The organism is Streptomyces sp. NPDC059989, from assembly GCF_042736975.1.
Classification (GTDB): domain Bacteria; phylum Actinomycetota; class Actinomycetes; order Streptomycetales; family Streptomycetaceae; genus Streptomyces.
Genome location: NZ_JBHWUO010000014.1, coordinates 1 through 13,919 on the forward strand (window position 1 = coordinate 1; position 13,919 = coordinate 13,919).

The following is a 13,919-nucleotide window of genomic DNA, read 5'->3' on the forward strand; positions in this document are numbered from 1 at the left end:
CACACCCCCGAAACCGTCACCACCCCCCGCTCCCAGGCCGGCTGGCGCCGCCTCGAACGCACCCCCGGCTTCCGCGCCCCCCACAGCTGGCAGGGCTGATTCCCACAGCCCAGAAGGCCCCGCACCCCGTCCAGGGTGCGGGGCCTTCCGCTTGGTGCGCCGAGACCGGGTACCCGTAGGACCCGTAGGCGTCCCGGCACGGGCACCCGTACACGCGCGAAGGCCCCCGCGTCGATGACACGGGGGCCTTTCGGATGCTGCGATGCCGCGAGGGCGCCGGGACTACCGCAGGCGCGCCATGAGGGCGTGCTCCACGAGCGTGATGAGCGCGCTCTTGGCGTCCGCGCGGTGGCGGGCGTCGGTGGTGATGATCGGGGCGTCCGGGCCGATCTGGAGGGCCTCGCGGACTTCCTCCGGAGTGTACGGCTGGTGCCCGTCGAAGCCGTTGAGGGCGATGACGAACGGCAGGCCGCTGTTCTCGAAGTAGTCGACGGCGGGGAAGCAGTCGGCGAGGCGGCGCGTGTCCACGAGCACCACGGCGCCGATGGCGCCGCGGACGAGGTCGTCCCACATGAACCAGAAGCGGTCCTGGCCCGGCGTACCGAAGAGGTACAGGATCAGGTCCTGGTCCAGGGTGATGCGGCCGAAGTCCATGGCGACGGTCGTCGTCGTCTTGTCACCGGTGTGGGTGAGGTCGTCGATTCCGGCGGAGGCGCTGGTCATGACGGCTTCGGTGCGCAGGGGGTTGATCTCGGAGACCGCGCCGACGAACGTGGTCTTGCCCACGCCGAAGCCGCCCGCCACCACGATCTTCGCGGAGGTGGTGGAGCGAGCGGGAGCCGCTCCGCCGTTAGAGCTTGCGAAGTCCACTGAGCACCCTTTCGAGCAGTGTCACATCTGGCTGGCCGCCGGCAGACTCGTCGCCGCCGGGCTGATGAATGGCGACAAGGCCGGCCTCCGCCAGGTCGGCGACGAGGATCCGGGCGACACCAAGAGGAATGGAGAGAAGTGCCGAGATCTCCGCTACGGATTTGATCTCCTGGCACAGGCGGCAGATGCGCTGGTGCTCGGGCAACTGCCCTTGCAGCCGCGCGGGATCCGCCGTGGTACTGACCAGTGCCTCGATGGCGAGCTGGTAGCGCGGCCGGGTACGGCCACCGGTCATCGCGTACGGACGCACCAGCGGGTTGTGTGCCTTCGGAGCCGGCTGCCGCGCGGCGCGCGGAGGCTGCTGCTGAGGCATCTGGGGCTGCTGAGGCGGCTGGGGCTGTCCGTACGGCTGCTGCTGGTACGGGTTGTGCTCCGGCACGGGCCGGCTGGGAGCGGAGGGGAAGTTGAAGCGGTTCTGGTCGTGCCCACCCTGCGGCTGCTGCGCGCCGCCATAAGGATGTCCTCCGGGTGTTGTCACGTTTCCTCCTCCGACTCCAAGAACGCAGTACTCCCTGTGGAACCGCGCCACCGCACCCTATGGTGCGATGACGCGAAACGCACTGCCTGTCTGCTAGTTGAGAAGACTGCCCTGCAGCTCGGCGCGCAGGTCCGGGGTGAGGACACTGCCCGCGCGATCCACCAGAAGAGCCATCTCGTAGCCCACGAGGCCGATGTCGCACTCGGGGTGCGCGAGCACCGCGAGCGAAGATCCGTCCGAGACGGACATGAGGAAAAGGAACCCTCGGTCCATCTCGACGACGGTCTGGTTGACGGCGCCACCCTCGAAGATGCGGGAGGCTCCTGCGGTCAGCGACGTCAGACCGGAGGCCACGGCCGCCAGCTGATCGGCGCGGTCCCGCGGGAAACCGTCGGACATCGCCAGAAGAAGGCCGTCGGCGGAGACCACCACCGTGTGGGACACCCCAGGGGTGTTGTCCACGAAGTTGGTGATCAACCAGTTCAGGTTCTGTGCCGCCTGGCTCATCGGGCTCACACTAACGCTCCTGGTCATAGCTGTTACTTGACTGCTCGGAACCCGCGCTGCGTCCCTGCTGGACACCGCGCCGCAGGTTGCTCAACCTGCCGCGGACGTCCTCCGGGGCGCGGGAGACCTGGGGGCCGCCCTGCGGGGTCGTCTCCGCAGCACCCTCGACCAGGTTGGCCTTGGGCACCCGCCGAGGGAGACCGGACGGGGTGACCCCGCCCGCCTTCGGCTCACGGAGTTTGGAGGCCTGCTGCCAGCGCTCGTCGTTGCCCGAACGCCAGGCCGTGCCGGCTTCCTTTTCCTCCGGGGCCCGCTCCGGGGCCGCGGGCTGCTGCTGACGCTGCGGCCGCTGCTCGAAGAGGGATCCCTTGGACTCCGCTTCCTGCTGTGCCGGCTGCCACTGCTGCTGGCTGCCGCGGCGCGGCAGGCCCGCTCCGGTCACCTCGTGACCGGTGTCGGCAGCGGCTCCCGGACGGTCGAAGCCTACGCGGTCCGGGGCCCGTTCGGGACCGGCCGGGGATTCCGATTCGGTCCCGTAATCCTGCTGGTAGGCCGCCGGGTAGGTGTTCTGCTGGGGCCAGTCTGCCTGCTCCGACTGGGCTTCGTAGCCACCGTCGTAGGACTGGGCATCCTGCTGCTGATCCTCGTACCCGGCTTCCGGATAGGAGTAACCCTGCTGCGGGTACGCGTCGTAGCCCTGCTGCGCCTGCGGTGCGTCGTACGAGGTGTCGTAGCCCTGCTCGGGCTGCTGCTCGTAGCCCTGGTACGGCTGGTACCCGTGCTCAGGCTGAGGTTCCGCATACTGCTGCTCGGCCTGGTCGCCGTACCGCTCCTGCTGGTCCTGCGGGTAGCCGACCTGGGCCTCGAGCGCGGCACGCCGCTCCTCGCGTACGAGGGACCGCCCGACCGGGTCGAGATCGCGGGGGTCGCCGCCCTGCTGGTCGTAGCGGGAGTCGTCGAAACCGAGCTCGGCGGCCGTGCGCAGCGGCGCGGCCTGCTGGGCCTTCTGCTCCGGGATGATCGAGGAGACGGTGAAGTCGTCGTCCGGAATGCCCTCGCCACCGCCACCGTGGGTGATGGCGTCGGGGAGCATGACCAGCGAGGTCGTGCCGGCCGCCTCGCCCGAGGGGCGCAGCTGGACGCGGATGCTGTGGCGGTCCGCCAGCCGGCCGACCACGAACAGACCCATGCGCTGCGAGATCGCGGCGTCCACGGTCGGCGGGTTGGCGAGCTTGTGGTTGATGTCCGCGAAGTCCTCGGCGGTGAGGCCGATGCCCTTGTCGTGGATCTCGACCATCACGCGGCCGTCGGGCAGACGCGTGGCGTTGACGCGGACCTTGGTCTGCGGGGAGGAGAACGTGGTGGCGTTCTCCAGCAGCTCGGCGAGCAGGTGCACGAGGTCGGTCACGGCCTGGCCGTGGATCTCGGCGTCGGAGACACCGGAGAGCTCGATGCGCTCGTACTGCTCCACCTCGGAGGAGGCGGCGCGCAGGACGTCGACGAGGGGCACCGGCTGGTCCCAGCGGCGGCCCGGGTTCTCACCCGCGAGGATGAGGAGGTTCTCGCCGTTGCGGCGCATACGGGTGGCCAGGTGGTCCAGGCGGAAGAGGTTCTCCAGCTGGTCCGGGTCCGCCTCGTTGTTCTCCAGGTCGGTGATGAGGGTCAGCTGGCCCTCGATCAGCGACTGGTTGCGCATCGAGAGGTTGGTGAAGATCGCGTTGACGTTCCCTCGCAGGAGCGCCTGCTCGGCGGCGAGCCGGACCGCTTCCCGGTGGACCTGGTCGAAGGCGCGGGCGACCTCGCCGATCTCGTCCTGGGAGTCGATCGGGATCGGGTGGACACGGGTGTCCACCTTGCCCGGGTCGGTGCGCGAGAGCTGGTCGACGAGCATCGGCAGGCGCTGCTCGGCGATGTCGAAGGCGGCGGAGCGCAGGCGGGCCATCGCGCGGCCCATCTGGCGGGCCATCATGCCCGCCAGGATGAAGGCGGCGAGCAGGGAGACGACCACGATGGCGCCGTTGGTGATGGCGTCGGTGCGGGCCTCGTCGGAGACCGCGACGGCGTCCTTGACGGCCTTGTCGAGGAGTTCCTTCTCGACCTCGTCGTAGCCGTCGAACTTCGCCGTGGCGGCGGCCTGCCAGGCCATGGGCGTGACACCGGCAGCGGCCAGCTTGGTCTTGTTCTCGCCGCCGGCTATCGCCTCGGTCATGACCGTCAGCACGGACTTGTTGGCCACCGTGGGCGGCGGCACGAACTTGACGTTGGCCTGCTCGGCCTGGCGCTTGGCCTCGGCGAGCTTGGTGGCTCCCTCGTCGGACTTGCGCTGCATGACCTGCTTGAGGTGGTTCACGTCCTCCTCGGTGCCCGCCGCGACGTACTCGCCGATGGCGATTTCCTCGAGGTAGGCGTACGAGGAGAAGGCGACGAGCTGTGCCTTGCGGACGTTCTCGTCGGCGCTCGGGCGGACCAGCAGGTGGGTGCCCACGGAGCGCTGCAGCGAGTTCGCCGCCTTGGCCAGCTGGACCGCGTAGACCATGCGGCCGTAGGAGGTCACGTTGCCGGTGCCGAGGCCCAGCTCGTTCGCGAACTGCATGAGGTAGTGCTGGACCAGCACATAGCCCTCTTCGGTCGGGATGGGCCCGAGCGCGGAAGGGAGGGCCTTCTTCTGGGTCTCGGCCGCGGCCACGTACGCGTTCTTGCGGACGTCCTGCAGCTTGGGCTCCTCCGTGCGGAAGAGCTCCAGACGCCGTTCCATGCCCTGGTTCTTCGGGAGGTCCTCGACGGCCTGGTCGAACTTCAGCTTGGCCGCGTCGGTGTTCCCGCGAACCTTGGTGACGACCTCGTTGCCGGGCTGGCCGCTCAGCAGCGGCTCGGCGCTGAGGTCGCGCTCGTTGAGGAGCGCCTGACTGTATTCGGAGGCCGCCTGGACGACCCTGGCTATCTTCTCGGCGTCCTTGGCCTCGTTCCAGGTGTCGATGGATCCCTTGACCTGGAAACCGCCCATGACCAGCCCGACGAGGGCGGGCACGAGCAGGATGGCGTTCAGACGCGTCGGCACGCGCCAGTTGCGGGGGGAGAACCTGCTGGTGCTCCCCTTGCTCGCGGGCGGTTCCACGGGCACGTCGACAGGCGACGCGGCCGCTCGCGGCGGCGGGGTGAAGTTGCCGCGCGCGGGTTCATCCGCGGGGCTTGCATTGCTTCGCCTCACTCGACCAACAACCTTCCGGCGGTGCTACTAGCTAGTTCGTTGAATTCCAGCACGGTTAACGGCCGTGTTCCAAACAGTTGAAACCGGCCATTCCCAGAGCCTTATGCCCCACGTAAAACGGACATAAAGAGCGTCCTGCGGCAAAAATGGGGAGAGTTGTGAGCGCAGCGGCGTCAAACGAACGCACCCTGTGGCGAACTGGCGGCAATTGTCTGTCGAAACGTTATGAACGAAGAGGGCGGGCCGTGTCCTATGACACAGCCCGCCCTCTCACGTTGTGAAGAACCAGTGGTACTTGCGTGGTGCCGCTTGAGCCGGGCGGGCGCTGTGGGTGTTACTTGAGCCGTGCCATGAGGGCGTGCTCGACGAGCGTGATGAGTGCGCTCTTGGCGTCCGCGCGGTGGCGGGCGTCGGTGGTGATGATGGGGGCGTCCGGGCCGATCTGGAGGGCCTCGCGGACTTCCTCGGGGGTGTACGGCTGGTGCCCCTCGAAGCCGTTGAGTGCCACGACGAACGGCAGGCCGCTGTTCTCGAAGTAGTCGACGGCGGGGAAGCAGTCGGCGAGGCGGCGCGTGTCGACCAGCACGATCGCGCCGATGGCGCCGCGGACGAGGTCGTCCCACATGAACCAGAAGCGGTCCTGGCCCGGCGTACCGAAGAGGTACAGGATCAGGTCCTGGTCCAGGGTGATGCGGCCGAAGTCCATGGCGACCGTGGTGGTCGTCTTGTCACCGGTGTGGGTGAGGTCGTCGATTCCGGCGGAGGCGCTGGTCATGACGGCTTCGGTGCGCAGGGGGTTGATCTCGGAGACCGCGCCGACGAACGTGGTCTTGCCCACGCCGAAGCCGCCCGCCACCACGATCTTCGCGGAGGTGGTGGAGCGGGCGGGAGCCGCTCCGCCGTTAGAGCTTGCGAAGTCCACTGAGCACCCTTTCGAGCAGCGTGACGTCCGGCGTGCCGCCGGCCTCTCCATTGCCCGGCTGGTGGATGGCCACCATTCCGGCCTCCGCCAGGTCGGCGACGAGGATCCGGGCGACACCGAGCGGCATCGACAGCAGTGCGGAGACCTCCGCGACCGACTTGACCTCGCGGCACAGCGTGCAGATGCGCTGGTGCTCGGGGAGCAGGCCGGACAGGTGCATCGGATCGGCCGTGGTGCTGACCAGGGCCTCGATGGCGAGCTGGTAGCGCGGTCGGGTCCGGCCGCCGGTCATCGCGTACGGACGCACCAGCGGCTGGTCGCCATCCGAGTACGAATCTCCGTACGCATCGGGATAGGCGGGGGGCGGGGTCATTGATCCTCCGGGCTGGACAGCAGTGGTCAGCGTGCCGTCTGACAGGGCGGCCGGTGGGGGGACGGTGTGACGGCCTGTCGGTGGTACTGGGTTCCGGGGGTGGGCCCCGGGTCTCCCGGCCGGCAGTACCGTCCGGCCGGGAGAGGGAAAGTCAGATGAGCAGGCTTCCCTGGAGTTCCGCGCGCAGGTCCGGGGTGAGGACGCTGCCGGCACGGTCCACGAGGAGGGCCATCTCGTAGCCCACGAGGCCGATGTCGCACTCGGGGTGCGCCAGTACGGCCAGCGAGGACCCGTCGGAGACGGACATGAGGAAGAGGAATCCCCGGTCCATCTCGACCACGGTCTGGTTGACGGCGCCACCCTCGAAGATGCGGGAGGCACCGGCGGTCAGCGAGGTCAGACCGGAGGCCACGGCCGCCAGCTGGTCCGCGCGGTCACGGGGGAAACCTTCGGACATCGCCAGAAGGAGTCCGTCGGCGGAGACCACGACCGTGTGGGACACCCCGGGGGTGTTGTCCACGAAGTTGGTGATCAACCAGTTCAGGTTCTGTGCCGCCTGGCTCATCGAACTCAACTATCGCTCCTGCTGGTAAGTGGGGTCGATGTGGTAACTGCCGGTCGCCGGGCCGCTGGTGCCGGCCTGACGGCCCTGCTGGATACCGCGTCGGAGGTTGGTCAGACGGCCGCGGACGTCGTCCGGCGCACGAGAGACCTGCGGACCGGGCTGCGCGTCCGCCTGCTGCTGCGCGGTGCCGGCCACGAGGTTGGCCCGCGGGACCCGGCGGGGCAGGCCCGAGGTCGTGATGCCGCCTGCGGCGGGCTGGCGCACGCGCTCGGCCTGCCGCATGAGCTCGTCGTTCGGCGAGGACCGCCAGCTGACGGTCGGCATGGCGCCGGTCGCCGCGGTGGCGGGCTCGGCCGCGTGCTCCTGGCCGCGCTGCGGCAGGTGCGGCTGCGGAGCGGGGGCGGCCGGGGCGGACTGCTGCGGCTGCTGGGGTACTCCCGGACCCTGCGCGGGGGGCTGCTGCCCCTCCTCGCGGAACCAGTTCGACTCCAGCGTGTCGAAGATCGGGCTGCGGCCGTCGCCGGAGCCGGCGGCCGGGGGCAGCGCCTCGGGCCGGTGGCCCTGCGGCAGCCGCGGAGCCTCCGGCCGCTGGGGCGGTGCGGGGGCGTAGCCGCCCGGCCGCTGGGCCTGCGGCTGCTGCGGGGCCTGGGGCTGCGGGGCGTAGCTGCCGACACCGGGGCCGCCGGGGCGCTGGGGCTGACCGGTCGACGGGTAGCCCGCGGGGCGCTCGAACTGTCCGGTGGCGGACGGGTCCAGGGGACCGCGTACGTCGGGACGCTCGAACTGCCCGGTGGTGCTGTTGCCGCCGTCCGCCTGGGGCATCGGGGCGTTGAAGTCCGGGCGGGCGAACTCGGACGTCGAGCCGGGGCCCGAGAGCTCGTCGTGGCCGCGGGCCTGGTCGGCACCCCAGCTGGTGGTCTGCGGGCCCGGAAGCTCCGGACGCGGGGCGCCACCGCGCGGCGGCAGCTGCGGCCGGGGGCCGCGCTGAGCCGGAGCCGCGGGAGCGGCCGGCGGCTGCTGGTGCTGCTGCGGAGCCTGCTGGGGCTGCTGCGGCTGCTGCGGCTGCTGGGGACGCTCGAAGCCGTTGCCCTGGGGGAAGCCGCCCTGCCCGGAAGCGGACGGCGCGGGCACCGGACGGGCCTGCGGACCGCGGCCCGGCAGCGGCGCACCGGAGCCGAAGGCACCCTGGCCCTGGCCCGCGGTCGTCGGACCCGGCTGCGGACGGCCGCCGGGAGCACCCGGACCGCCCTGCTGCGGCCGACCGGCCTGCGGGCCCTGCGGGTTCTGCTGGCCCTGCGGACGCTGCCCGGCACCGGCACCGGCACCGGCGCCGTCACGGCCCGGCAGGGCGGCACGCGGGCCGCCACCGGCGACCTGGCCGCGCTGCGGGCCCGAGCCCACGGACGGCCGGGCGCCCGCACCGGGAACGGAAGGCTGCTTGCCGGGACCGCCGGGGTTGCCCGGAGCACCGGGACCACCCTGCGGACCGCCGCCGGCGCCCGGCATCGGGGCCGGCTTCTTGCCGCCCTGGGCGACGTCCACCGGGAGCATGACGAGGGCCGTCGTACCGCCCGAGTCGGAGGGGCGCAGCTGGATGCGGATGCCGTGTCGCAGGGACAGGCGGCCGACCACGAACAGGCCCATGCGGCGGGAGACGGAGACGTCCACGGTCGGCGGCGACGCGAGCCGCTCGTTGATCGCGGCGAGGTCCTCGGGGGAGAGGCCGATGCCGGTGTCGTGGATCTCGACGAGCACGCGCCCGTCGGGCAGCGCGTGACCGGTGACCTTGACCTTGGTCTGCGGGGAGGAGAACGAGGTGGCGTTCTCCAGCAGCTCGGCGAGGAGGTGCACGAGGTCGTTGACGACGCGGCCGGCGACGTCGGTGCCGGGCACCGACGCGAGTTCGATGCGCTCGTACTGCTCCACCTCGGACGCGGCGGCGCGGAGCACGTCGACGAGCGGGACGGGGCGGGTCCACCGGCGGCCCGGCTCCTCGCCCGCGAGGACGAGGAGGTTTTCGCCGTTACGGCGCATGCGGGTCGCGAGGTGGTCGAGCTTGAAGAGCGAGGACAGCTGGTCCGGGTCGGCCTCGCGCGACTCCAGCTCGGAGATGAGCGAGAGCTGACGCTGGATGAGGCCCTGGGAGCGGCGCGAGAGGTTGGTGAACATCGCGTTGACGTTGCCTCGCAGGAGGGCCTGCTCGGCGGCGAGGCGGACGGCCTCGCGGTGCACGTCGTCGAAGGCCGCGGCCACCTGGCCGATCTCGTCGCGGGTGTGCAGGCCGACGGACTCCACGGACGTGTCGACGTCCTGCGGGTCGGACTCGGACAGCTGCTTGACGAGCTCGGGCAGTCGGTCCTGGGCCACGCGCGTCGCGGTGTCCTGGAGGCGGCGCAGCGAGCGGATCATCGAGCGGGCCATGACGAAGGCGCCGACGAGGGAGACACCGAGGACGAGGAGGATCAGGGCACCGTTGATGATGGCGTCCTGCTGCGACTCGTTCTTGAGCTCGCGGGCCTTCGTCTCCATGTCCTGGAGCAGCGTCAGCTCGATCTTCTTCATCTCGGCGAGCTTGGTGTCGTCGGCGTCGTACCAGTCCATCCAGGACCGGTACTGCGTCTCCTTGGCGAACTGCCCGTCGGTGGCCAGCACGCGGCGCGCGTAGTGGTCGGCGCGGCCGACCTCCGGGTTGCCGTCGCCGAGCGAGGAGAGGAGTTCCTCGGAGTGGCCCTGGTAGACGAGTTCGAAGGTCTTCTTCGACTGCTGCTCGCCCTTGAGGGCGGAGAGCGCGTAGAGCCGGTCGTTCTCCTTGAGGGCGCCCTGCTTCTCGATGTTGTCCGGGAGCGAGGCGGCGATGATCGCACGCTGGACGGAGGCGTACTCCTTGGAGGCCGAGAAGGCCGCCAGGGCGCGCGTACGCTTGATCATCTCCGGGTTGGAGGTGGCCTGGGCCATGTCCGCGGAGAGCGAGAGCAGCGAGACGATCAGGGAGTTGTACTCGGTGACGGTCTGCTGGGCGCCGTTCGCGTACGCCTTCTTGCGGATTTCCTCGAGGTTGGTGAGCTGGCGGCCGATCTGCAGGATGTTGTTGCGGATCGACTTGAGCGTCTCGTCCTTGTCCTCCGAGTTGTCGACCTTGTCGGTCGCGGCGGCGAAGGCCTTGGCGGCGGTGTCGGTCGTCTCGCGGACGTTGTCGACGAGGGTGTTCTGCTTGCCGAGCGTCTTTTCGGCGGCCTGGGCGGACAGCGGACCCGCGGAGTGGTCGCGCTCCTCCTGGAGCGCGGCGGCCAGGTTGGTGGCCTGCCGGGTCATCGTCGTCAGCAGCTGCATGTGCTCGAGCTGGGCGATGTCGTTGAGCGAGTCGTTGATGCGGAAGCCACCGAGCGTGGTGGCGGCGACGACCGGCAGGGTCAGCAGCGACACCAGTCGCGTGCTGATGCGCCAGTTCTGCATGGCGAGACGGGAACCGGGCCCACTGGGGGCCTTGGGTATCGCCACGTCCTGCTCGACGGACCCGGCCTGGTCCTTGCCCTTGGCCTTGACGGACCTGCCTCGGCCCTTCGCCTTCACCGTGGCGGAGGAGTCGGGGCCCGCGCCCTCGACAGCCGGCCCGCGGTTCTGGGCGTGCTGGGGCGAGGAGCCACGGTCGGTCCCGCCGCGCGGCTCCTGCTCCGCCGCAGCGCTGTCCCTCTTGAATCGTCCCTGCACTAGCGTCGCAACCTCTGGACCAGGCGTCCCGCCGGGTGACCGGTGGGACGGTGTCGAGTCGTAGGGCACTAACGGCCCCATGGTGGTCGTCGGTGACCGGCGCGTCTCCCTCTCCTTGCCACCGCGCTCGGCGCTGTCTCGCGCCACCTGCGCGCCGGCTGATTCCCGCGGCGGTCCCGCGAATTCCAGCACAGTGGAGGATCTCCAACAAGGTGCGAGCGTCGGCCCGGAGAGTCGGTGACGGCTTGTGACAGAGGCGCTACGCCATGTGGGACCGATTCCAGGGTAAAGCGGACTTACATCATCCAAACGCCATGGCTGGCAAGGTGTCCCAGTCGAGATGATCAGCAGCGGAATGACTCATTCAGTGGCGCAATGTCCGTTTTGCTGGGCAGAATTGACTGTCCATTATGCCGGTAATGCCGGGTCGCTGGTGAGCAAACTCACATACCCCTGGCCATTACTTCCTGGTTCGGCGGGGGATTCAGATGTTTAGCCTTGCCTCTTCAAGGGTTGGCACATGCACCGACCGACACCCATTCACTCCGAGCCGAGGGCCCGAAACTCCGATGAAGACGACGTCGCCGATGTTCCGCAACATAGCCAACCCCCGCCGCACCACCCTCGCGCACCTCAAGGACGCCGAGGAGCTGCAGGCGGCGGCGGCCGTCCCGGAGCACGCCGTCGAGCTGCCGACCCAGACCGCGAACCCGCGCCGCACGATCCTGATGGACGCGCCGGTCGCCGCCGCCGCGCAGTAGCCGCCGCACGAGAGAGCGCGAAGCGCCGCTGCCCGCCGCGTTAGCCTGGAGCCCGCAGACTCCAGCCGACGGACATACATGAGGGGCAGACGCAACACGTGCGCATCGCCAGGTTCTCGATCGACGGCAATGTCGCCTTCGGCGCGGTCGAGGGCGACGCCGCCCCCGGCGCCGAGGGGGAACTCGTCCTCGACATCATCAAGGGCATCCCGTTCGCGGACTTCGAGCTCTCCGGCACGAAGGTCCCGCTGAGCAAGGTCCGGCTGCTGCCGCCCGTGCTCCCGAACAAGGTCGTGGCCATCGGCCGCAACTACGCGGAGCACGCGGCGGAGCTCGGGAACGAGGTTCCGGACGCCCCCATCACCTTCTTCAAGCCCTCCACCTCGGTGGTCGGCCCGGGCGACCCGATCACGTACCCCTCCTTCTCCCAGGACCTTCACCACGAGGCGGAGCTCGCCGTGGTCATCGGCCGCATGTGCCGCGAGGTCCCCAGGGAGCGGGTGAAGGACGTCATCCTCGGCTACACCTGCGCCAACGACGTCACCGCGCGCGATGTCCAGCAGCGCGAGAAGCAGTGGGCCCGGGCCAAGGGCTTCGACAGCTCCTGCCCCCTCGGCCCGTGGATCGAGACGGACCTGGACCCGACGGACCTGACCATCCAGTGCACGGTCAACGGCGAACAGCGCCAGCTCGGCCGCACCAGCGACATGGTCCGCTCCATCGAGGACCTGATCGTCCACATCACCGAGGCCATGACGCTGCTCCCGGGCGACGTCATCCTCACGGGGACCCCGGCCGGAGTCGGCCCCCTCAACGTCGGCGACGAGGTCGCCGTCACCATCGAAGGCATCGGCACTCTCACCAACAAGGTGATCAAGCGTGGTTAACGCGACCCCCCGGGTACGTTTCTGTCCCTCCCCGACCGGCAACCCCCACGTGGGCCTGGTCCGCACCGCCCTGTTCAACTGGGCGTTCGCCCGCCACCACGGCGGTACGTTCGTCTTCCGCATCGAGGACACCGACGCGGCCCGCGACTCCGAGGAGTCCTACGGCCAGCTGCTCGACTCGCTGCGCTGGCTCGGCTTCACCTGGGACGAGGGCCCCGAGGTCGGCGGCCCGCACGCCCCGTACCGCCAGTCCGAGCGCATGGACATCTACGCGGACGTCGCGAAGAAGCTGCTCGACGGCGGCTACGCGTACCACTGCTACTGCACCACCGAGGAGCTCGACGCGCGCCGCGCGGCCGCCCGCGCGGCCGGCAAGCCCTCGGGCTACGACGGCCACTGCCGCGAGTTGAGCGCCGCGCAGGTCGAGGCGTACCAGGGCGAGCACCGCCCGGCGATCGTCCGCTTCCGGATGCCCGACGAGCCGATCACCTTCACCGACCTGGTCCGCGGCGAACTGACCTTCACCCCGGAGAACGTGCCGGACTTCGGCATCGTCCGGGCCAACGGCGCCCCGCTCTACACGCTGGTCAACCCGGTCGACGACGCGCTCATGGAGATCACGCACGTCCTGCGCGGCGAGGACCTGCTCTCCTCCACCCCCCGCCAGATCGCCCTGTACAAGGCGCTGATCGAGCTGGGCGTCGCCAAGACCACCCCCGCCTTCGGCCACCTGCCGTACGTGATGGGCGAGGGCAACAAGAAGCTCTCCAAGCGCGACCCCGAGGCCTCGCTCAACCTGTACCGCGAGCGCGGCTTCCTCCCCGAGGGCCTGCTGAACTACCTCTCGCTCCTCGGCTGGTCCTTCTCCAAGGACCAGGACGTCTTCTCGATCGAGGAGATGGTCCAGAAGTTCGACATCGACGGCGTGAACGCCAACCCGGCGCGCTTCGACCTGAAGAAGGCCGAGTCGATCAACGGCGACCACATCCGCCTGCTCGACCCGAAGGCCTTCGCGGACGCCTGCGCCCCGTGGCTGCAGGCCCCGCACGCCAACTGGGCGCCCGAGGACTTCGACGCCGAGGCCTGGGCGGCCATCGCGCCGTACGCCCAGACCCGCGTGACCGTCCTGTCGGACATCACGGCCAATGTCGACTTCCTGTTCCTGAAGGAGCCGGTCGAGGACCAGGCCTCGTGGGACAAGGCCATGAAGGGCGAGCCCGCGGCCCTGCTGACCACGGCCCGCGCCAACCTGGAGTCGGCCGACTGGTCGGACCCGGAGTCCCTCAAGCAGGCCGTCCTGACCGCCGGCGAGGCCCACGGCCTCAAGCTCGGCAAGGCCCAGGCCCCGGTCCGCGTGGCCGTCACCGGCCGCACGGTCGGCCTGCCGCTCTTCGAGTCCCTGCAGATCCTGGGCAAGGACCGCTCCCTGGCGCGCATCGACGCGACGCTGGCCAAGCTGGCCGCGTAGCACCTCCCGTACGTCCCTCAGGGGGGCGGGGGGCGGGGGCCCCGCCCCCCCCCCCCCCCGGGCGGGGGGGGGGGGGGGCCCCCGGGGGGCGGGGGGGACCGAACCCCCCCCC

11 protein-coding genes and 1 pseudogene are annotated in these 13,919 nt (G+C 70.2%); 4 read left to right on the plus strand and 8 right to left on the minus strand.

Going from position 1 to position 13,919, the window contains the following annotated elements; all coding sequences use genetic code 11:
• Positions 1–99, plus strand: a pseudogene (locus ACFWBN_RS14690) (acyl-CoA carboxylase subunit epsilon); the annotation flags it as partial.
• 183 nt (positions 100–282) lie between these two features.
• Here the strand turns inward: ACFWBN_RS14690 and ACFWBN_RS14695 are convergent.
• The 8 genes from ACFWBN_RS14695 to ACFWBN_RS14730 form a co-directional block, all read right to left on the minus strand.
• Positions 283–870, minus strand: a complete 588-nt coding sequence (locus ACFWBN_RS14695) for an ATP/GTP-binding protein (RefSeq protein ID WP_073911148.1) — start codon at positions 868–870, stop codon at positions 283–285.
• The gene (locus tag ACFWBN_RS14700; protein WP_385176180.1) at positions 851–1,408 is read right to left on the minus strand and encodes a DUF742 domain-containing protein; all 558 of its coding nucleotides are present in this window, start codon (positions 1,406–1,408) and stop codon (positions 851–853) included. The genes ACFWBN_RS14695 and ACFWBN_RS14700 overlap by 20 nt, the downstream gene beginning before the upstream one ends.
• Positions 1,409–1,501: 93 nt before the next feature.
• Positions 1,502–1,915: a roadblock/LC7 domain-containing protein gene (locus ACFWBN_RS14705; protein WP_030037347.1), complete on the minus strand. Its 414-nt coding sequence runs from the start codon at positions 1,913–1,915 to the stop codon at positions 1,502–1,504.
• Positions 1,916–1,925: 10 nt separating this feature from the next.
• A complete protein-coding gene (locus tag ACFWBN_RS14710) occupies positions 1,926–5,123 on the minus strand; it encodes a nitrate- and nitrite sensing domain-containing protein (RefSeq protein WP_385176184.1) in 3,198 nt (1,065 codons plus the stop codon).
• 334 nt (positions 5,124–5,457) lie between these two features.
• Complete coding sequence (locus ACFWBN_RS14715) at positions 5,458–6,045, minus strand: ATP/GTP-binding protein (protein ID WP_254385735.1); 588 nt, start codon at positions 6,043–6,045, stop codon at positions 5,458–5,460.
• Positions 6,026–6,418: a DUF742 domain-containing protein gene (locus tag ACFWBN_RS14720; RefSeq protein ID WP_215149806.1), complete on the minus strand. Its 393-nt coding sequence runs from the start codon at positions 6,416–6,418 to the stop codon at positions 6,026–6,028. Before ACFWBN_RS14720 ends, ACFWBN_RS14715 begins: the two co-directional genes overlap by 20 nt.
• Before the next feature lie 151 nt (positions 6,419–6,569).
• The gene (locus ACFWBN_RS14725; RefSeq protein ID WP_008739864.1) at positions 6,570–6,983 is read right to left on the minus strand and encodes a roadblock/LC7 domain-containing protein; all 414 of its coding nucleotides are present in this window, start codon (positions 6,981–6,983) and stop codon (positions 6,570–6,572) included.
• A gap of 9 nt (positions 6,984–6,992) precedes the next feature.
• Positions 6,993–10,691 carry a nitrate- and nitrite sensing domain-containing protein gene (locus ACFWBN_RS14730; RefSeq protein WP_385176189.1) on the minus strand — a complete coding sequence of 1,233 codons (3,699 nt, stop codon included), beginning with the start codon at positions 10,689–10,691 and terminating at the stop codon, positions 6,993–6,995.
• Positions 10,692–11,260: 569 nt separating this feature from the next.
• On the opposite strand from ACFWBN_RS14730, the gene ACFWBN_RS14735 reads away from it, so the two are divergent.
• The 3 genes from ACFWBN_RS14735 (at position 11,261) to gltX (ending at position 13,807) form a co-directional block, all read left to right on the plus strand.
• Positions 11,261–11,452 (plus strand): hypothetical protein, encoded by a 192-nt coding sequence (locus ACFWBN_RS14735; RefSeq protein ID WP_385176192.1) that lies wholly within the window; start codon positions 11,261–11,263, stop codon positions 11,450–11,452.
• Positions 11,453–11,550: 98 nt separating this feature from the next.
• Entirely contained in the window at positions 11,551–12,339 is a 789-nt protein-coding gene (locus ACFWBN_RS14740) for a fumarylacetoacetate hydrolase family protein (RefSeq protein ID WP_385176195.1), read from the plus strand.
• On the plus strand, positions 12,332–13,807 hold the full coding sequence (gltX, locus tag ACFWBN_RS14745; protein WP_385176199.1) for a glutamate--tRNA ligase: 1,476 nt from the start codon (positions 12,332–12,334) through the stop codon (positions 13,805–13,807). Before ACFWBN_RS14740 ends, gltX begins: the two co-directional genes overlap by 8 nt.
• Positions 13,808–13,919: the final 112 nt, after the last annotated feature.